This window comes from Thalassospira permensis NBRC 106175, from assembly GCF_000714555.1.
GTDB lineage: Bacteria > Pseudomonadota > Alphaproteobacteria > Rhodospirillales > Thalassospiraceae > Thalassospira > Thalassospira xiamenensis.
In genome coordinates this window covers 47379-66935 of record NZ_AUNC01000045.1, presented here as the reverse complement: position 1 = coordinate 66935, position 19557 = coordinate 47379, and the positions used below count along the sequence as shown (strand labels likewise).

The following is a 19557-nucleotide window of genomic DNA, read 5'->3' as shown; positions in this document are numbered from 1 at the left end:
CGAGCGCTGATATGTCGTAACTGTTACTTGTCCGTGCAGTCAGGAACAAAAAAAGCCGCCGGGAGTGGGCGAAGAAAACTGGCGACGATCAAGGGTTCCCTGTCCTTCTTGAGGCGGGAGACCGCCTTGCACGGGAGAGAAATGATTGAACGAAACGTCAGACATGAAAGACTTGTCGGCGTCGCACACCGATGGATCGGGCAGTACGATGACCGCACCGCATGTCGCATTCGAGGAAGATCATCGATTCCGGCGCGTTGTTGAATATGCGCCGAACGCGATGATTCTTGTCGATGCCAAGGGTCTTATTGAAATGGTCAATGCCGAAACCGAAAAGGTGTTCGGTTATACCCGTGATGAATTACTCGGCCAGCCGGTCGATGTGCTGGTACCAGATCGGTTTCGCCATCATCATGCGGGCCTTCGCAACAGTTTCATCGCCGCACCCGGACCACGGCCCATGGGACCGGGAAGGGATCTTTATGCCCTGCGCAAGGATGGCAGCGAGTTCCCCGTTGAAATCGGTCTGAACCCGATTGCCGAAGGCGACCGTGTACAGGTCCTGGCCGCCATTGTCGATATTTCAGACCGCAAAAGCCGTCAGGAAAATCTGGAAAAATCCTTGCAGGAAAAGGAAATCCTGCTGTCCGAGGTCCATCACCGGGTCAAAAACAATCTGCAAATTGTGCACAGTCTGCTTGATATGCAAACCGCCAATGTGAAGGACGATCTGGCGCGTGAAATTCTGCGCGACAGTTGCAACCGTGTCCGGTCCATGGCGCAAATCCACCAGACCCTTTATCAAAGCGAAGATGTTTCGCGCGTCGATTTCAACTATTTCTGTGATGCGTTGATCAATTCGCTGCTGGTGACCTTCAACACCAATCCCGACCTCATCAGGTTTGAACGCGATCTGGGTTCGGTGTCGCTTCCGATCGGAACGGCCGTGCCGTGCGGCCTGATTACCAACGAACTGATCACCAATGCGCTCAAACACGCATTTCCCGGTAACAGACAGGGCACAATAAGCCTTTCCGCCACCGAAATCGCCCCGAACCAGATCGAACTCAGCCTGAGCGATGACGGGGTCGGATTCCCGGAAAGTTTCTATATCGACAGCAGCAGCGGGCTTGGCCTGCAACTGGTTGAATTACTGACCGATCAGCTTGGCGGGACCCTTGATATGCACACCCGCAACCCGACCCGCATCACTATTCGCTTCACGATAAAGGATTGATGATCGCCATGCGCAAGCCGATCCATGTGATGATTGTCGAAGATGAACGGATCGTCGCACTGCATTTGCGTCAACAGCTTGCCCGGCTCGGCTATGACCGGACATCGGTCCATAGTGCCGGTATCAATGCCTTGAAAGCGATTGAAACCGATGCGCCTGACATCATTCTGATGGATATCCGCATCGACGGCGACATTGACGGCATTGAAACCGCGGCGGGTATCCCCGAACATCTGATGATCCCGATCATCTATCTGTCGGCTTATTCCGAGGATACAACCCTTGAACGGGCGCGCCAAACCCGGCCCTATGGCTTTTTGTTAAAACCGTTTTCAGAACGTGAACTGCACGCGACAATCCAGATGGCACTGGAACGCCGCGAGGTAGAACTCGCCCTTCGTGAAAGTCAGGAACGGTTGTCGCTTGCCATGCATGCTGCCCGCATGAGCTGCTGGGAGGTGGATGTCAGTACCCGCAAAATGCACAGTACCGGTCTGGCGCAGTTTTTACCCGACGAAAATCAAAGTGCGGAAACAATCACCGAAAGCTGGGAAGATTTTCTGCATCGTGTTGCATCCGGTGATCGCGACATGGTCCGCAAGGCATTCGAATATGCCGTTCTGCATGGCGAATTCTACGACGTCGTTTTCCGCGGCCAGCAAAGCGAAGGCACCCAAAGCTGGTTCCGCGCACGCGGCAAGTCCTATATCAATGACCGCAAGGGCACCCAGCGGATCATAGGCGTGATGCAGGACATTACCGATCAACGTCTGACCAATGACAAGCTCCGTCAGGCGATGACAGTATTTGAAACCACCCAGGATGGTATTCTGATACTTGACCCGGACCTGAACATCACCAGCGCCAACCGTGCCTATTGCCAGATCACAGGCGCAGACCCGATGAACGTTGTCGGCAGCCCGCCCTATATGATCGTGCCAGAGGCCTTCCCGCCCGCCTTTTATCAGGAACTGTTCCATACACTGCGCACACGCCGCCACTGGCACCGCGAAATCGAAACCCGCGACATGTCGGGCAATTCGATTTCCATCATGATGCAGATCATCGCGGTCGAGGACGATGATGGCGTCCTGACCCATTTCGTTGCGATGATTTCGGATCGCACCGCCATCCGACAGGCCGAACAGGAACTGCATTACCTGGCCCAGTATGACGGCCTCACGGGCCTGCCCAACCGGCTTCTGGCGACCGACCGTCTGAACCGTGCGATTGAACGCTGCGAACGTACCGGATCGGTGGTCGCCTGCCTGTTCCTTGATCTTGATGACTTCAAGAATATTAACGATACACTTGGCCATGCCGCCGGTGATCAGGTTTTGCTGATTGTTGCGACCCGTATCAAGGCACTGACCGATCGAACCGATACCATCGCGCGCCTTGGCGGGGACGAATTCCTGATTATCCGCGAAAACATGCATAGCGAGGCCGCCGCAGGCAACCTTGCCAGCCACATCATTCATGAACTGCAAAAGCCGTTCTATATTGTCGGCCATGAACTGACATTATCGGCCAGCATCGGCATTGCCCTTTATCCCGAAAACGCCCATTCACCGCAGGATCTGATCCGGCTGGCCGACACGGCAATGTATGCCGCCAAGGATCAGGGGCGGCGCACCTATGCGTTTTATAAATCGGAAATGACCGAAAGTGCCACGCACTATATGACGCGCAGCCTGGAATTGCGTCGCGGTCTGGAAAAGGGTGAGCTGACCCTTTATTATCAGCCGCAAGTCGATGCAAAAACCGGTGAAATGACCGGGACCGAAACCCTGATTCGGTGGAACCATCCCCAAAATGGCATTCTTGGTCCGGCGGAAATCATCCCGATTGCGGAACAAAGCGGGTTGATTGTCGAAATCGGCCAATGGGTTCTTGAAGAATCCTGCGCACAGGCGCGCCGCTGGCAAGATGAAGGCTTTGATCCGATCCGCATCGCAGTCAATGTTTCGGTCCGCCAGATGCGCACACCGGGCTTTGCCAAAACGGTGCAAACTGTTCTGGCCAATACCGGACTTGATCCGAAATGGTTGGAGATTGAAGTCACCGAAAGCATGATCCAGGACGAAGATATCATGATCGATACCCTGCATGAATTGCGCGCGGTTGGCGTATCGGTCGCGATTGATGATTTCGGCACGGGTTATTCGTGTTTGCGGTCCATCAAAAGCCTGCCGATTGAACGCATCAAAATTGATCGCGCCTTTATCAAAGGCATTCCGCAAAATACCGATGATGCCGCCCTTGCCGAAGCCATGATTGCCATGGCACGAACCCTTGGCCTCAAAGTCACTGCCGAAGGGGTCGAAACAACCGCCCAACGTGATTTCCTGCATAGGCAGGGCTGTAACGAATTGCAGGGTTTCCTGTTCAGTAAACCGGTCCCCGCCGAACAACTTTTCAAGTCCAGCCACTCAAGCACGAAAATTTCATAAAACAATCCCACCTTTTATTGCCACCTGAACAGATAATTCCCACTTATCTAAAGTATAGGCTACGTGGTAGTGTTTCCCAATCAAAGTCGCCAAACCCTTGAATAAGGCGGCACAGGGAAGGACCGTCAGACTTACTTCAGAGGTATAAGCTTATCTGAGGGGGACCTTTAATGCGATTTTCCAATATGTCTCTTGGTGCCAAGCTGACCTGCGTCAGTGCACTCGCAATTGCCTTCTGCCTGATCGTCGGCATCTTCCTTCAAACTGTCCAGACCGGCAAAACAACCGAAGAGCTGACCGTGGGCGAAGCCCGTTCCGTCGGGCAGTTCCATGCCGAACAGGCCAGCCGGGTGCTGAATGGCGGGATGCTGGTTGCCAAAAACCTTGCAGGTGCCTTTCGCGCACTTCGTGAACAGGGCGGAGCAGACCGCAAGGCCTATAACGAAATCCTCAATCGCACCCTGATGGATAACCCGTCCCTTGCCGGGGCGTGGTCCGGATTTGAAACCAACGCCCTTGACGGCAAGGATGCGGATTACAAGGGCGAAGGCGAACCATTCGGCGACGGCAGCGGAAAATATGTCACCTACTATTATAACTTCGGTGGCGGCATTACCCCCTATCACCTGACCGGGCTCGATAACCCGGAGGTCAATGAATATTACACTGAACCCAAACGCACCAATAAGCCCTACCTGACCGATGCGATTACCTATGACATTCAGGGCCGCGATGTGGTTCTGACATCGTTTGTCTATCCGGTGCAGGACAGTGGCGGAAAGTTTCTTGGTGTTATGGGTGTCGATCTTGAACTGAATGCGCTGTCGGAACGGTTTGCCGAACTGGCCCCGTTTGGCACCGGCACCGTCAATCTTGTTTCCGCACAGGGCACATGGGTTGCCCATGAAAACCCCGATATCCGCGGCACCAAACTTGATGCCGCCAATCCAACCGACGCGGCCATTCTTGAAGCGATGAAGTCGGGCCAGTCCGGTCAGATTGACGATGGCGAAGTCATGCACCTGATCGTTCCGGTCGCCATTGAAGGTTATGCCAACCAGTGGGGCGTAGTCGTCAACGTGCCGCTTGCCACCGTTTATGCCCCGGCCGATGACCTGCGCAATGCAACCCTGATCGGTGGTGTGGTACTTTTGATCGTTGTGATCGCGGTGATCCTGCTGTCAACCAACGCCATGGTCGCCCGCCCGATGACCCGTGTTGCCGGGGTGATTGCCGACCTGGAAAAGGGCAATTTCAACGTCACCGTCCCCTATCATGACCGGTCCGACGAAATTGGTGCGATTGCCAAGGCGCTCGAAGCTTTCAAAGAAGCATCCGCGGGTATGCAGCAGGCCGAGCGCGACAAACGCGAAGCCGAACATCGCGCCAGCGAAGAACGCAACCGCACCCGCCTGCAGATGGCCGACGAATTCGAAAAGTCGGTCGGCTCCATCGTTGTTCATGTCACTGACAGTGCTGGCGATATGGAAAAAGTATCGCGTCAGATGCGCCGTGCGGCGAACGAAAGCTCGGAACAGGCAACCGTGGTTGCTGCGGCTGCCGACGAGGCCAGTGCGAATGTCCAGACCGTCGCTTCGGCGAGCGAGGAACTTTCTGCCTCCATTCAGGAAATCAGCTCGCAGGTCGCACGTTCTTCTGAAATCGCCAACAATGCGGTCGACGAAGCATCACGCGCCAACGCCATGGTCACCGGCCTTGCCGAAGCCGCTGATCGCATCGGTCAGGTCGTCAGCCTGATCAATGATATCGCGTCCCAGACCAACCTTCTGGCCCTGAACGCCACCATCGAGGCCGCCCGCGCGGGTGAAGCGGGTAAAGGCTTTGCGGTCGTCGCAAGCGAGGTCAAAAACCTTGCCAATCAGACTGCCAAGGCGACAGAGGAAATCGCCCAGCAGATCGGATCGATCCAGTCCGAGACCCACAATACCGTCGGCGCGATTGAAAAGATCACTGAAACAATTTCCAACATCAATGAAATCACCGGCGCAATTGCCGCCGCCGTCGAACAACAGGGCGCTGCCACGGCCGAAATTTCGGGCAATGTCCAGCAGGCCGCGGCAGGCACCAACGAAGTATCCTCCTCAATCGGGATCGTACGCAATACGTCCCAGCAAACGGGCGACGCCGCGTCCAACGTGCAGGCCGGGGCAACCGAACTGGCCGAACAGGCCCGCAACCTTGATACACAGGTCAAAAACTTCCTTGAGCGGTTGCGTAACATCTAGTCTTTCGGGGCACGAAGAACAGCATGGGCGGCACCTTCGGATGCCGCCCATTTCAATCGGTTGAACCGCTTCGTTCGAAAAAACACGCCACACCCGGAAATAGCAAACGCCACCCTTTTGGATAGCTTGAACAACCAAACATCGACCCCAAGTGGAATTGTCGTCTGCTTTTTCGCGAGGGAAACTAAATGTTTGGATGGGTGTGGAAGTCAAATATTGCGCAGCGCCTATACAGTCTTGCGGGCTGGCTGTTGTTAACTTCAGGTTTGCTTGGCAGCATCGCCATATACAAAATGACCGTGATCGGCAACGAACTGGAACAGGTAACTGCACGTGACCTGCCTCTGACACTGATGCTTGAAAAAATCACGCAGCATCAGCTTGAACAAGCCATCCTGATGGAAAAGTCGCTGCGTTTCCGCAATGTGGACTCCCATAGCGAGAGCGAAACCAGTGTTCGGGCTAATTTCGATGAAATTTCAAAACAGTCCGATGTGGAGCTCCGTGAAGCAACCAGAATGATAAAAGCCTATCTCACCGAGCTTTCAAATAATGCAGACCGAACAGAGTTTGCCGCTGTCGAAGCAGCCCTTTTGCGCATAGAAGCGGATCATCGCACTTACGAGTCCAACGTCGCCAACATTTTCAAAGCTCTTGACAATGGGGCAAGCACATCCGACGTCGCGGATGCTGTCATCGCGACAGAGAAATTGCAAAAAGACCTTAATACCGCCATTGAAGCCCTTCTTGCCGAAGTCGCTAACTACACCCAGCTGTCAATGAACAAGGCGTTGGAAGACGAACGCATGGGCAAAACTCTGATCACCGCTTTGTCGGGCTTTGCGCTCGTATCAGGCATACTTTTGGCGTGGCTTTTGGGACGGTCGATTACCCGTCCGTTGCATCGCCTGACAGAAGCTCTGGGCGATCTGGCAAAAGGTAAACTTGATACACCGGTGCCGGTTTCCGCCTTCCGCGATGAAGTCGGCGAGATGGCTGATGCGATGCGGGTATTCCAGGCCGATATGATCAAGGCCCGTGAACTTGAAGCCATGCAGGAACAACAACGCGCACTTGATGAGAAACGCCGGGCAGAGACGGATCGACTGGTAAAAGAATTTTGCGAAACTCTTGTAAATACGTTTGCCGATATCGTCAAAGGCGCCAATGAAGTTCTCTCACGTGCCGAAACCATGCAAAGCCAAAGTACACAGGCAGGATCGCTCGCCGGTGCTGTTGCCACCGAGGCAGAAGAATCATCAGCAAGTGCTCAGTCGCTTAGTGCTGCAACCGAACAAATGGTTGCAGCGATTGACGAAATCTCATCCCAGATCACACAGTTTTCTGGGATTGCGCATAACGCTGTTGAACATTCCAATACCTCCCAGACCGAAATGCGCAACCTGCAGGAAGTCGCAGAAGAAGTGGGCCAAGTCGTGCAACTGATTACCCAGATTGCAGATCAGACCAATCTTCTGGCCCTGAACGCCACGATCGAAGCCGCGCGCGCCGGTGAAGCAGGCAAAGGATTTGCCGTGGTTGCGGGAGAAGTCAAAAACCTTGCCAATCAGACGGCAAAGGCCACCGATGAAATCACCCGCAAGATCGAACGCATTCAAAGCGTGTCGCGCAATTCAACCGATGCCATCACCAATATCGGCACCGTGATCAACAGCATCGATAGTTATGTCACGGCCATTGTCGGCGCCGTCGAAGAACAGAACGCCACAACACGCGAAATTGCCCGCAATGTTGATTTCGTTTCTGAAAGTGCCAAACGCGTTTCGGAAAATGTCACCACGATTCAATCCAGTGTTACCGATGTCGGCAACAGCGCGATCACGGTGCACGAAAATGCCGATCATACCGCCCATCAGGCGGGTTTTCTGAACAGCAAGATCAGCGACTTCATCACCGCGATGAAGCGCGTGCAGGGCGATAGCCCGGAAGCCACAAGCAAATCGGGGCAATATCAGACCACCATGCTTCGCGCCGCCGAATAACACAGCAGAGTCAGACAAACCGATCCAAGCACAGGCCGGATATTTCCGGCCTGTTTGCATGCTGCCTCTTGCATCGCCCCGCCAATCAGGCAAAGCTGCTTCATCGCAACGCGTCAAAGGACCATGCACATGCTGCCGATCACCGTTACCGTCTGCCTGACTGGCATTTTTGCCCTAATGCTGATCGCTCTTAGCCTGAATGTTTCCTTGCGGCGGCGCGACCTTAAACTGGCCCGAGGCGACGGTGGTGACGAAGCCCTGCAACGCCGGATACGCGCGCATGGCAATTTCATCGAAAATGCGCCTTTCTGTATTCTTGTCGTGCTCGCACTCGAGGCTGTTCTGGCAACGTCTGACATCATCTGGCTGGTTGCCGCGGCCTTCATTGTCGCACGGATTCTTCACGCCTGGGGCACACTGACCGCATCAATTGCCTTGGTCGCCCCCTCCATGCTGATACAGCATGCCGTCATGTTCTGCGCTGCCATCTGGCTTCTGATCCAAAGCATCTAGATAAAAACCGGCCCCGCTCTGGGACCAGCCCCCTACAAGGCTGCAAGTTCCGGCTTGCAGCCTTTTCAATGCCCGAATCGCATCCCGCCATCTTCGACGAAATACGCGATATGCTTTTAACCTCCTCATATGGGGATATGCCGGTGGCTGCATTCCATGGTTTTCTGTTCTCGCAGACAATCTGAACCTTGATGTATGCCTCCCTGCTGTCCCTGACAGCAAACTTGGCGCGATTTCCACCAGGACATCGCGCCCTTTCTTTTTCTGCGCTATGATGTCTGGCTGATGCATCGGATGCCGGGCAGGAATATGAACCAGACGCAATCCTTCGGAATAGGCCGATCTGACCCCGGCACGGTTCCCAAACTGGCCGCTGACCTTTCGACCAAATTCGCATGCTATCCCGACGATGCCCGCTCGGCGCTAATGACAATTCGCGGGTGGATTTTCGAACTGGCGACAAATATCCCTATCGGGGTGATTACGGAAACCCTGAAATGGGGGGAACCGGCATGGGTAACGCCCTCCGGGTCGGGGACGACCATCCGGGCCGACTGGAAACCAAAGGCACCCGACCGGATCGCCATTTACGTCAACTGCCAGACCGACCTGATTGATCGGGTCCGTAGCCATTTTGACGGGGTTCTGGAATGCCAAGGAAATCGGGCGATCCTGCTTGCGCTGGATCGCCCGTTTCCCGAAGAAGCAATTAAAACCGTGCTTGGCTGGGCGCTGACTTATCATCAGGACCGGCGCAAACCGACACCCAAGCGTTAGTCGCCGCTTGCTTGAACGTTTTCATCGCTATTTCCGCGATGCATTTGCCTCAAGATTGTCACGCAACTGGCCCAGATCATCGATCAGGCGTTTGATTGTCGAAAGATCAAGTTCCGCCACCTCGCCAACACAACGCGGTACATCAAGTGCCTTTTGCCGCAATTCCCTGCCCGCTGCTGTCAGGGTAATACGTACGGAACGTTCATCCTTTGGATCACGGGTACGTTTAACCAGTCCCGCCGCCTCAAGCCGTTTGAGCAAAGGCGTCAAGGTGCTGGATTCCAGAAACAGCTTTTCACCAATGCTGCGAACCGGCTGATCATCCTCCTCCCACAGGGTCACCATCACCAGATATTGCGGATAGGTGAGCTCAAGCGCGTCAAGAAGCGGTTTATAGATACGGTTAAACGCATGACTGGCCGCATAGACAGAAAAGCACAGGAAGTTTTCAAGCCTGAGCGGATTGTTATCATGATTGTCCATAGTGGCGTTCTCCTTTGTCCTATCGGGCCGGGCCGACTGGCAGCCACTGGTGCTGCTTCTGTGGCTCGTAACACGGCCGATTTCAAATCAAACTCACATTAATATATCGTGCACGATTTAATTACAAGCGATTTAATTGCATAGCTCATATTCTCAAATTTATATCGTGCGCGATTAAATCGCATGCTATTTCATAATCATCGAAACGGAAAACGCCGCACAGCGGCACCATCCAGACAGCCAAAAGGAACAAGATCATGAATACATTCAAAACGACTGTTGCCTCCGCTGCATTTGCTCTGGCAGCAACCTTGGCCACCACGACCGCACTGGCAAATCCGGTTCTCGAAAATAACACCCAGAACTTCATCAATGCTCTGACCGCTTCGGGCGGTGCGCCGATCTACACGCTCAGCCCGGCTGATGCCCGCAATGTTCTGGCCGGTGCGCAGGCAGGCCCGATTGCAAAACGCGCCGCCGATGTTACCGATACCGTCTTCCCTGTCGGTCCGACCGGCGAAACCCGGGTCCGGATCGTCCGCCCCGAAGGCAACACCGACCGCCTGCCGGTTGTCGTCTACTTCCACGGTGGCGGCTGGGTTCTGGGAGATAAGGAAACCCACGACCGTCTGATCCGCGAAATCGCCGTACAGGCAAATGCTGCCGTCGTCTTCGTTGATTATGAACGTTCACCCGAAGCCAAATATCCGATCGCGATTGAACAGGATTATGCCGTCACCAAATATGTCGCCGAACACAGTGAACAGCTTAACGTTGATCCGACCCGTCTGGCGATTGCCGGGGACAGTGTCGGTGGCAACATGACCGCGGTTGTTTCCCTGTTGGCCGAGCAGCGCAAAGGCCCTGAAATCATCGCCCAGGTCCTGTTCTATCCGGTGACTGATGCGAATTTTGACAACGGATCCTATACCGAATTTGCCAATGGCCCGTGGTTGACCAAGGCGGCAATGGAATGGTTCTGGAACCAGTACCTGCCCGAAGGCACGGACCGCACCGATCCGAAAGTAACGCCGATCCATGCCCCGCAGGAATTGCTGGCTGGACAGGCACCTGCCCTGATCATCACCGATGAAAACGACGTGCTGCGTGACGAGGGCGAAGCCTATGCCCGCAAACTCAGCCAGGCCGGGGTGGATGTCACCACGGTTCGCTACAACGGCACGATCCATGATTTCGTCATGCTCAATGCCATCGCCGACACCCCGGCTGCCCAGGCGGCAACCGCCCAGGCCAGCCAGTTTTTGAAGAACGCCTTCTACGGCGAATAACCTGAACTTTCTGCAACTTCTTTCGGGGGCGCGGTTGCGCCCCCACCCACCCGGCGACATATCATTTGGGGCACCAACCGAACCAACGCCCTGATCAGCCGGGTTATCGAAACCTTCGAACCATCACGTTCAAACAAAGGAAGAAAACCATGTCTGTAGATGTCAAATATCGCGCAACAGCAAGTGCAACCGGTGGCCGTGACGGCCGTGCGAAAACCGAAGACGGCAGCCTCGATGTCAAACTGACCACGCCGAAAGAACTCGGCGGTGCTGGCGGCGAAGGCAACAACCCTGAACAGCTTTTCGCAATGGGTTACTCGGCTTGTTTCATCGGCGCGATGAAATTCGTCTCCTCCCAGGGAGGCCCGAAAGTTCCGTCTGATGTTTCGGTCAAGGCTGTTGTCGGCATCGGCCCGCGTGCGGCTGGCGGTTTCGGCCTTGCGGTTGACCTGCATGTTTCGCTGCCGGGCCTTGATAAGGCCGAAGCTGAGAAGCTGGTCGAAGAAGCCCACAAAATCTGCCCGTATTCCAACTCGGTCCGCGGCAATGTCGATGTAACCTCGCACATCGCCTGATCGAAAAACGGCCCTTCTTCGGCACGGAACCTCCCCTGATCCGTATATGCCGAAGCCAAGCCCGGTGCATCTCCCCTGCACCGGGCTTTTATTTGTCGGCATTTAACAGTTGCCCGATGCGGCCTCTGCCCTGATGATCCGTGGCAGCAAAAATACCGCAAAAATTTCACGGGAAACATTGATGACCACCAAGCTTACCGTTCTAGCCATCGCACGCGCCAAACCGGGCAAGGAAGCCGAACTTGGCAAACAGCTTCTGGCACTTGTCGAACCGTCGCGCGCCGAAGAAGGTTGCATCAGTTACGATATTCATCAGTCCAACGAAGATCCGGCGATCTGGATGGCGTATGAAAACTGGCGCTCTGACGAAGACCTCGCCCTTCATTTTGAAACACCATACCTGCGCGCCTTCGGCGCCCTTGGCGATGAATTACTGGCAGAACCGGTCAGCGTTCAGAAATTCACCGTTAAATCCTGAAGCCTGAACGTAATTCCTGCCTTCGCCTGATCCAGCTCATTTGACCTGAACGGGACCTTTATCCGTGCTTTTCGCCTTGTTCCTGTCGGCTTTGACATCCGCCACCATCCTGCCCGGCACGTCCGAGGTGGCCTTGGCAGCCCTTGTCGCGTCGGGTGATCATGCGCCGTGGTGGCTGGTTGTCGTCGCGACGGCGGGGAATGTTCTGGGCTCGTGCGTCAACTGGGGGCTTGGACTTTATATCGATCATTTCAAGGATCGGCGCTGGTTCCCGGTATCGCCAGATGCCCTTGATCGTGCCTCACACTGGTTTGGCAAATACGGGCTTTGGTCGCTTTTGCTGGCGTGGCTGCCGATAATCGGGGATCCGCTAACACTCTTTGCCGGTGTCATGCGGGTGCGCTTTTTGCCCTTTATCGTGCTGGTGACGATTGGCAAGGCGGCACGATATGCAATGATTGCCGGTGGCGCGGGCTGGATCGCCAACCTACTTGGATATTCATAATATTTATCAAAACAAAATACACAATAAAATCGAAACGCGCAAATTGTCGAAAACACAATAGCCACATCAATTATATAAAAATATAGTTCATTTGCTAAAATGACGCCCAAATGATTTCATTGAATGAAATAAAAACGAGCAATTGTTTATAAATTTCACAAAATGAATGGGAGTATATTATGAATATGGAAATTCCAGTCTGGGTAAAACCCGCAATCTGGGGCGGTGTTATCGGTGCCGTTGCCATCACGATCATCGGCTTCAGCGCAAGCTGGGTCGTTTCGGGCAGCACCGCAGCCGAAATGGCCAACACGCAAAGCAAGGATGCGGTCATTACCGCCCTCGCCCCGATTTGTGTTGCGCAGTTCAAAACCCAGACCCCCACCAATCAGACCATGCAGCTTGCCGCCCTTAAAGAGGAAAGCTCCTACAAGCGTGATGATTTCGTCGCCGCTCAAGGCTGGGCCACCATGCCTGGCAATGATGCCCCGACCCCGGAAATCGCCGACGCCTGTGCAAGTCAGTTGATGAAACTGACAGAAAACTAAGCGGATCTCCTCCCCCGAGGTAATTGATCCGTCCAAGACGGCATCCGGGCCAACTCCCGGATGCCGTTTTTTTTTTATGGGCGATCACAACCGGCAGGGCAATATCGTTCAATAAACCCCAAGACCTGCGGCGCATTGTTGCATCCAGCAAAGCCACTAAAAGGATCGCCAACCCATGCTTGCCGCCGCCCCAAGCCTTTATCTGTCGATGGCTGCCTTCGCGCTTGCCGCCTCGATCACGCCCGGCCCGGTCAATATCCTGATCCTCAGCTCCGGGGTCCATTACGGCTTTCGACCCAGCCTGCGACTTGTGTTCGGCGCGACCAGCGGCTTTTGCCTGTTATTGCTTCTGATCGGGTTGGGCCTGCATGAATTGCTGGTGATTTTTCCCAACCTGACGACAGTCATTCAATGGGCCGGGGTGGCGTTTTTGCTGTTCATGGCCTTCAAGCTTGCCACCACATCGGGCGAATTGGGCAAAACGCGCACGGACAAGGGACCATCGATGATCACCGGCGCATTGCTGCAATGGGTTAACCCCAAGGCTTGGCTTGCCGCGGTTGCAGGCATGGGGGCCTATGCCGCCAATGGTGCGCCGGCACTGGTCTGGGAATTCACAGTGCTTTATTTCGCGGTCTGTTTTGCCTCGGTCGCCTGCTGGGCCTATGCCGGGGCGTTTCTGGGCCGGTTTTTAAATGATGCCGCCCATATCCGTCTGTTTAACCGGATCATGGCATTGCTACTGGTCGCAAGTGCGGCCTATCTGATCATCACCTGATTGGCTCAGGTGACATGCGCCATCGCATAATGGCGCGGCGTGGTCGCCATCAGGCGCTTGAAAACCCGTTGAAAATGCGCCTGATCGGCAAAGCCGCAATCAAGGGCAACGTCAACAATCCGCTCCCCACGTTTAAGCGCATGGCGTGCTTTCTGCACCCGGCAATTGATCAGATAGGCATAGGGCGTCATGCCATGTGCCTTTTTGAACGCGCGCACCAGATAGGATCGCGAAACCCCGATCACCCCGGCAAGGTCATCCAGATTGACGTCTTCGGCATAATAGGCCCGGATATAATCTGCAACCCGGCCCATTTTGTTTTTATCCGTCGCACCGCCAACCCCACGCAAGATACCGCGCCGATCAAGCGCCACATGCAGATCAGCAAAGAACGATACCATCGTGCTTTCCTTGGCCAGCCGGTCACAATCGGGATCAATCAATGTATCGGCAAGGCTTTGCAGGCCGGAATACAGCATTGGACTATGGCTGATGGTGTCGGAAAACATCGCAAACCGCCCGGCGGCATCGGCATCGATTTCGACCTGCAAATCCAGAAGCCACGCCGGATCGACAAACAGCATATCATAACACCATCCCCCACCCGGCACCGGGTTGCAGCCATGCACATCCTCAGGGTTCAGCACGACAACCGATCCCTTGCCGGTTTCATGGACCTTGCCCCGATTCCAATAGGTACTGCGCCCGCCCTTGACGATGCCGATTGAAAACGTGTCGTGGCTGTGGCGTTCATAGCAAACACCCCGCCCGTCATCGACGCGGCGCAATTCGACAAATGGCAAACCGGCATCACGCCAGAAACACTGCTTATCTGATTTTGCCTTGCCCATTGAAACGCCCGCACCATCTTTGGGAATGAAAACGCGAAAATCCGAAGATAGGTTAATTTCACCGGTGGCACCAGTGGCCGGACCTGATTATAGTCCCCCAAATGTTCGATGATCGTTCTGATCCCACGCCGAAATTCATGCCACCCGACGCACCCGTCATGGTCGTCGGATTGCGTCATGCTGTTTTCCTCTCGCCCGACGGGGAAATAGAAGAATTGCCGCATGGGGCGGCGGCCAAACGGGCGCGATCCCAACGCCCGATCCTTGTTCATACCCCGGCATCGGCACGGCGGATGAAATCCGATCCGTTTCCGGCCCATGACCTTTTGGAACTGTTTGCCTTTGTCCGCCCGGCGCAGTTTTGCGTCCCTACCCCACGCGGGCTTGCCATGGCGACCGGGCAGCGGGCGTCTGATGATCTGATCGGACAGGCCGAAGCCTTGGCCGAGGCGATGAAACGATTGTTGCAGGAACTTGCCACCCTGCCGCGTGAAAAGCGCGCAAGTGCGCTTTCCATTGCATGGCCGATGGCACGTGGGCATTGGATGTGGGGCGTGCCTGTTCTGGCCGCCCTTGGTGCCGATGGCGACGGCCCGCATAAGTTTGCCGTCTATGAAGGTCTTAAGGTCTGGAAGAAAATGGGTGAATGGGCGGAACATGCCCCACCGCCGCCGCCGGGCAACAACCCGGTCGATCCCAAGGATGCCCGCGAACGGCTGAAAAAGCTTCTGGGCGAAGGGGCGGAAGAACGCCCGCAACAGGCCGATTATGCATCCGCCGTCTGTTCGGCCTTCGCGCCCCGCACCGCCGAAGGCACGCCCAATATCGTCCTGGCCGAGGCAGGGACCGGGACGGGCAAGACGCTGGGTTATGTTGCCCCGGCCTCGATCTGGGCACAAAAGAATGACGGGGCGGTTTGGATTTCAACCTATACCCGCAACCTGCAACGTCAGATCGATCAGGAACTGAACCGCCTTTATGACGATCCCAAGGACAAACGCCTGAAGGCGGTCGTGCGCAAGGGTCGCGAAAATTACCTGTGCCTTCTGAATTTCGAAGAAGCCCAAAGACCGTTGGCGCAACAGCCCCATCAGGCGATCCCGCTGGGGCTTATGGCGCGCTGGGCATCGCAAACGCGCGATGGCGATATGGTCGGCGGTGATTTCCCGGCATGGCTGACCGAACTGATCGGTGGCCGGTTTACCAGTGCGCTTGCCGATCAGCGCGGCGAATGCATTTATGCCGCCTGCCCGCATTATTCGCGCTGTTTTGTTGAAAAAACCGTGCGCCGGGCGCGGTCGGCCGAGATCGTGGTCGCCAATCATGCGCTGGTGATGGTGCAGGCTGCCCTTGGCGGGCTTGACGACGCATCGATGCCCACACGTTATGTCTTTGACGAGGGACATCATCTTTTTGATGCCGCCGACAAAGCCTTTTCCGCCCATCTGACCGGGCAGGAAGGGGCAGAATTACGCCGCTGGTTATTGGGTGCGGAAAACAAGGGCCAGTCGCGCGCACGTGGGCTTAAACAACGGCTTGAAACCCTGATCATGGATCGGGACGAACTTCGTGATGCGGTCAATGCCGTGATTGTCGCCGCCCAATGCCTGCCCGAACAGGGCTGGCTGATGCGCATTCATGACGGGGCCGAACATGCCAAGGGCCCGGCGGAATTGTTCCTTGCCCATGTCCGGGCACAGGTGATGGCGCGTGCGGCCGAAGGCGACCGGGGTTATTCGATTGAAACCGACTGTAAACCGGCGATTGACCCGGTTCTGGCCAGTGCCGCCGATCTTGACCGTGCCTTGGCCGCCCTTGAAAAACCGGCCAAGGCCCTAATCAAAATCATCGCCCATATGCTAGATGAAAAGGCAGACGAGCTTGAAAGTGCCGAGCGCCAACGCCTTGATGCCGCGATCCGTTCCCTTGAACGGCGTGCGATCATGCAGGTTGCCGCATGGCGCGCAATGCTTGAAAGCCTTGTCGATGCCACCCCGCCGGAATTTGTCGACTGGTTTGCCATCGAACGGCAGTTTGGCCGCGATTTCGATGTTGGCATGCACCGCCATCATATCGACCCCACATTGCCCCTGACCGCGGCCCTGGCACCCTCCGCCCATGGGTTGGTGATCACGTCGGCCACGCTCCGCGATGGCACGGGCGATGAGATGTTTGACTGGGGCGTTGCCGAAGATCGCACCGGAGCATCGCACATGCCGATGCCCGCGATCCGGGCGGCGATGAAAAGCCCCTATGACTATGCCAAACAGACCAAGGTTTTCATCATCAATGACCTTGGCCGTGATAACCCCGATCATGTGGCGGCGGCCTATCGCGAATTGTTTCTGGCGTCCGGCGGCGGTGCACTTGGCCTGTTTACCGCAATCAACCGTTTGCGTGCGGTTTACGAACGCCTGACCGGGCCGCTTGACGATGCCGGGTTGCAGCTTCTGGCACAGCATATTGACGGTATGGATGTGTCAACCCTGATCGATATTTTCCGGGTAGAACGCGATGCCTGTCTGCTTGGAACCGATGCGGTGCGCGACGGGGTTGATGTGCCGGGTGACAGCCTTCGCCTGATCGTGTTTGATCGCGTGCCATGGCCCCGCCCCGATATCCTTCACCGGGCGCGCAAGGCCGCATTTCATGGTGCGCGCTATGACGACATGCTGACCCGTCTGCGGATGAAGCAGGCCTTTGGTCGCCTTGTTCGCCGCGCGGAAGACCGTGGGGTATTTGTGCTGCTTGATAACCGGATGCCGTCGCGATTGCTGGGTGCATTCCCCGAAGACGTCAATGTCCAGCGGGTCGGCATGCGCGAAGCGATTGAACAGACACGGGCATTTTTAAGGCCAAACGCCGACAATGGAAATCTGCTAAAGTAATCTGTGCGGGTCAACTTCACCTGACATCTGACAACAAATCGATTGTGCAATACGCCCATTTTCCGCCGAAGGACGCGATATGCATATCTTGTTGATGACCTATGGCACACGCGGCGACATCCAGCCCTTCATTGCTTTGGCGTACGGGTTACAACAAACCGGCCATATGGTTACACTTGCCGCCCCCGGGCGCTTCCAATCGTTAGTGCAACAACACGGCCTCGCATTTGCGCCCTTAACAGATGCGTTAATAAATCTGACCAGCAAACCACAATTTGCGAATGCGTCAAATCCGGGCACCGGATTCCTAAAGAAAATAAGCAGCATCTTAAAATTGCGTGCGCAAGGAAGAGACCTTCAAGGTGCGCTTCTTGATGATATTTTTGAAACCATTAATAGGCTCAGGCCAGACAAAATAGTATTTCATCCAAAAGCCTTTGGCGCCTTGGCAATTGCTGATCATTTTGCAATCCCAGCCATTCTGGCCCAGTTGATCCCAGCACTTATTCCAACTCGTGCCTATCCGCATATCGGCTTTCCCAATATGGCGGATTGCCAGAAATATAACCTTCTGACAGGGAAGCTTGTGAAGGGGTTGGTTAATCTGTCGTTGCGCAACAGTCTCCGCGATTGGGCATCAAAACGGCATAAAGCCATCCCGTATCAGAAATTTGATATCCTAAAATCACAAAAGTTCGGAGCCATCACGATTCTAAACGCCTATAGCAACGCCATCATAGCGCGCCCAAATGACTGGCCGAAAAAAGCTGCTGTCACGGGCTATTGGTTTGTAAATGATGCTTTGTACGAGCCAAGCACCGAAATGACGAGCTTTATCAAAAACAGTCAAAAACTGATCTATATCGGGTTTGGCTCCATCCCCGCCGCCAATCCGCAAAAGACCGCCCAAATGTTGATTGATGCGGTCAAACAGGCAAATGTCCAGGCAATCATTGCAACCGGTTGGGGCGGCATTGCTTCCGATGTTGATTGGCCATCCAACATTTATGCCGTTCGGGAAGTACCACACGAATGGATGTTCAAACATGTAAAGACCGCCATACATCATGGGGGGGCCGGAACGTGTGCAGCAGCATTACGGGCGGGATGCCCATCCATTATTGTACCGTTCTTTGGCGATCAACCATTCTGGGCCAAACGGCTTTACACGATCGGCGTTGCCCACCAGTTGACCCCCTCATCGAAGCTTGATGCAAAATGTCTTGCCAGCGCCATAAGCGACATTCTGGCAACACCACAGGTTCACGAAACAGCAAAACGAATTGCCAAACAAATTTCGCATGAAAACGGTGTTGCTACGGCGGTTGATCTGATCCTGAACGGCACAGAAATCGCAGCTTAGCTCTTGGTAACCGTTCGCATTGCCATTGACACCATCAGATAGCTCAAACCTGACGAAATCAGATTAATCCCAAGCAACAATCCAATCGCCCAAGTGGCCGCACTTGGCAATTCCACGAATATTAAAACACCGGCAAGCACTGCTATACCGCCGGAAAACAGCATCCATTTCCAGCCGGGAAACTGGCTGAGGCGGAACGCCATGGCAAGTTCAAGCAATCCTTGCAGGATAAAGGCAATTGCCAGTAACACGGTCAGGGTCACAATCCCGGTCAGCGGAAAAAACGCCAGCCACCCGCCAACAAGCGCGAACAGAACGCCTTGCACCACATCGATCCAGCGGCGCGTTGGTGTATCGGCATTCCAAGCGCCGTAAAAATGCCCGACAGCCCCGATGATAAACAACCAGCCGATCACGGTTTTAAACGCAATCGTCGTGGCAAACGGGAAGGCGACGGCAAGAATACCCAGCAAAAGCAGAACGATCCCGACAGTCCGAAGCCGTTTGCGTCCCTTTTCCAGAAGTGCGCGCATTTCCGGCGTGCCGTCATTTACAACGAGTGTCATGGAC

General features: G+C 55.0%; 17 protein-coding genes. 14 read left to right on the top strand and 3 right to left on the bottom strand.

Features of this window, described 5'->3' with window-relative positions; genetic code table 11:
* Positions 1-145 precede the first annotated feature (145 nt).
* From SMB34_RS17020 to SMB34_RS16995, 6 genes are all read left to right on the top strand, one after another.
* Positions 146-1237 carry a sensor histidine kinase gene (locus SMB34_RS17020; RefSeq protein ID WP_240478861.1) on the top strand — a complete coding sequence of 364 codons (1092 nt, stop codon included), beginning with the start codon at positions 146-148 and terminating at the stop codon, positions 1235-1237.
* A gap of 8 nt (positions 1238-1245) precedes the next feature.
* Entirely contained in the window at positions 1246-3690 is a 2445-nt protein-coding gene (locus SMB34_RS17015) for a two-component system response regulator (RefSeq protein WP_037991989.1), read from the top strand.
* Between the two features lie 170 nt (positions 3691-3860).
* Entirely contained in the window at positions 3861-5936 is a 2076-nt protein-coding gene (locus SMB34_RS17010; RefSeq protein WP_051682374.1) for a methyl-accepting chemotaxis protein, read from the top strand.
* 188 nt (positions 5937-6124) lie between these two features.
* A complete protein-coding gene (locus SMB34_RS20745) occupies positions 6125-7939 on the top strand; it encodes a methyl-accepting chemotaxis protein (RefSeq protein WP_051682373.1) in 1815 nt (604 codons plus the stop codon).
* 129 nt (positions 7940-8068) lie between these two features.
* Positions 8069-8452: an MAPEG family protein gene (locus SMB34_RS17000; protein ID WP_037991837.1), complete on the top strand. Its 384-nt coding sequence runs from the start codon at positions 8069-8071 to the stop codon at positions 8450-8452.
* A 309-nt stretch (positions 8453-8761) separates the two neighbouring features.
* Positions 8762-9229: a DUF1801 domain-containing protein gene (locus SMB34_RS16995; RefSeq protein ID WP_051682394.1), complete on the top strand. Its 468-nt coding sequence runs from the start codon at positions 8762-8764 to the stop codon at positions 9227-9229.
* A gap of 27 nt (positions 9230-9256) precedes the next feature.
* Here SMB34_RS16995 and SMB34_RS16990 read toward each other — a convergent pair whose 3' ends face one another.
* Entirely contained in the window at positions 9257-9712 is a 456-nt protein-coding gene (locus SMB34_RS16990) for a MarR family winged helix-turn-helix transcriptional regulator (RefSeq protein ID WP_007090451.1), read from the bottom strand.
* 257 nt (positions 9713-9969) lie between these two features.
* Here SMB34_RS16990 and SMB34_RS16985 point away from each other — a divergent pair, with 257 nt between their 5' ends.
* The 6 genes from SMB34_RS16985 (at position 9970) to SMB34_RS16960 (ending at position 13885) form a co-directional block, all read left to right on the top strand.
* Positions 9970-11001 (top strand): alpha/beta hydrolase, encoded by a 1032-nt coding sequence (locus SMB34_RS16985; RefSeq protein ID WP_037991835.1) that lies wholly within the window; start codon positions 9970-9972, stop codon positions 10999-11001.
* Positions 11002-11150: 149 nt separating this feature from the next.
* Positions 11151-11576 carry an organic hydroperoxide resistance protein gene (locus tag SMB34_RS16980; protein ID WP_037991833.1) on the top strand — a complete coding sequence of 142 codons (426 nt, stop codon included), beginning with the start codon at positions 11151-11153 and terminating at the stop codon, positions 11574-11576.
* Positions 11577-11757: 181 nt separating this feature from the next.
* Complete coding sequence (locus SMB34_RS16975) at positions 11758-12054, top strand: putative quinol monooxygenase (protein ID WP_037991984.1); 297 nt, start codon at positions 11758-11760, stop codon at positions 12052-12054.
* Positions 12055-12118: 64 nt separating this feature from the next.
* Positions 12119-12559, top strand: coding sequence for a YqaA family protein (locus SMB34_RS16970; protein WP_037991832.1), 441 nt, complete (start codon positions 12119-12121; stop codon positions 12557-12559).
* Positions 12560-12738: 179 nt separating this feature from the next.
* Positions 12739-13107, top strand: coding sequence for a hypothetical protein (locus SMB34_RS16965; protein WP_007090456.1), 369 nt, complete (start codon positions 12739-12741; stop codon positions 13105-13107).
* A 175-nt stretch (positions 13108-13282) separates the two neighbouring features.
* A complete protein-coding gene (locus SMB34_RS16960; RefSeq protein WP_084716677.1) occupies positions 13283-13885 on the top strand; it encodes a LysE family translocator in 603 nt (200 codons plus the stop codon).
* 5 nt (positions 13886-13890) lie between these two features.
* On the opposite strand, the gene SMB34_RS16955 is transcribed toward SMB34_RS16960, so the two are convergent.
* A complete protein-coding gene (locus SMB34_RS16955; RefSeq protein ID WP_037991830.1) occupies positions 13891-14736 on the bottom strand; it encodes an AraC family transcriptional regulator in 846 nt (281 codons plus the stop codon).
* 101 nt (positions 14737-14837) lie between these two features.
* Here SMB34_RS16955 and SMB34_RS16950 point away from each other — a divergent pair, with 101 nt between their 5' ends.
* Both SMB34_RS16950 and SMB34_RS16945 read left to right on the top strand, forming a co-directional pair.
* Positions 14838-17624: an ATP-dependent DNA helicase gene (locus SMB34_RS16950; protein WP_037991829.1), complete on the top strand. Its 2787-nt coding sequence runs from the start codon at positions 14838-14840 to the stop codon at positions 17622-17624.
* A 79-nt stretch (positions 17625-17703) separates the two neighbouring features.
* A complete protein-coding gene (locus SMB34_RS16945; protein ID WP_037991828.1) occupies positions 17704-18987 on the top strand; it encodes a glycosyltransferase in 1284 nt (427 codons plus the stop codon).
* Here the strand turns inward: SMB34_RS16945 and SMB34_RS16940 are convergent.
* Complete coding sequence (locus tag SMB34_RS16940) at positions 18984-19553, bottom strand: HdeD family acid-resistance protein (protein WP_007090462.1); 570 nt, start codon at positions 19551-19553, stop codon at positions 18984-18986. The genes SMB34_RS16945 and SMB34_RS16940 overlap by 4 nt on opposite strands.
* Positions 19554-19557: the final 4 nt, after the last annotated feature.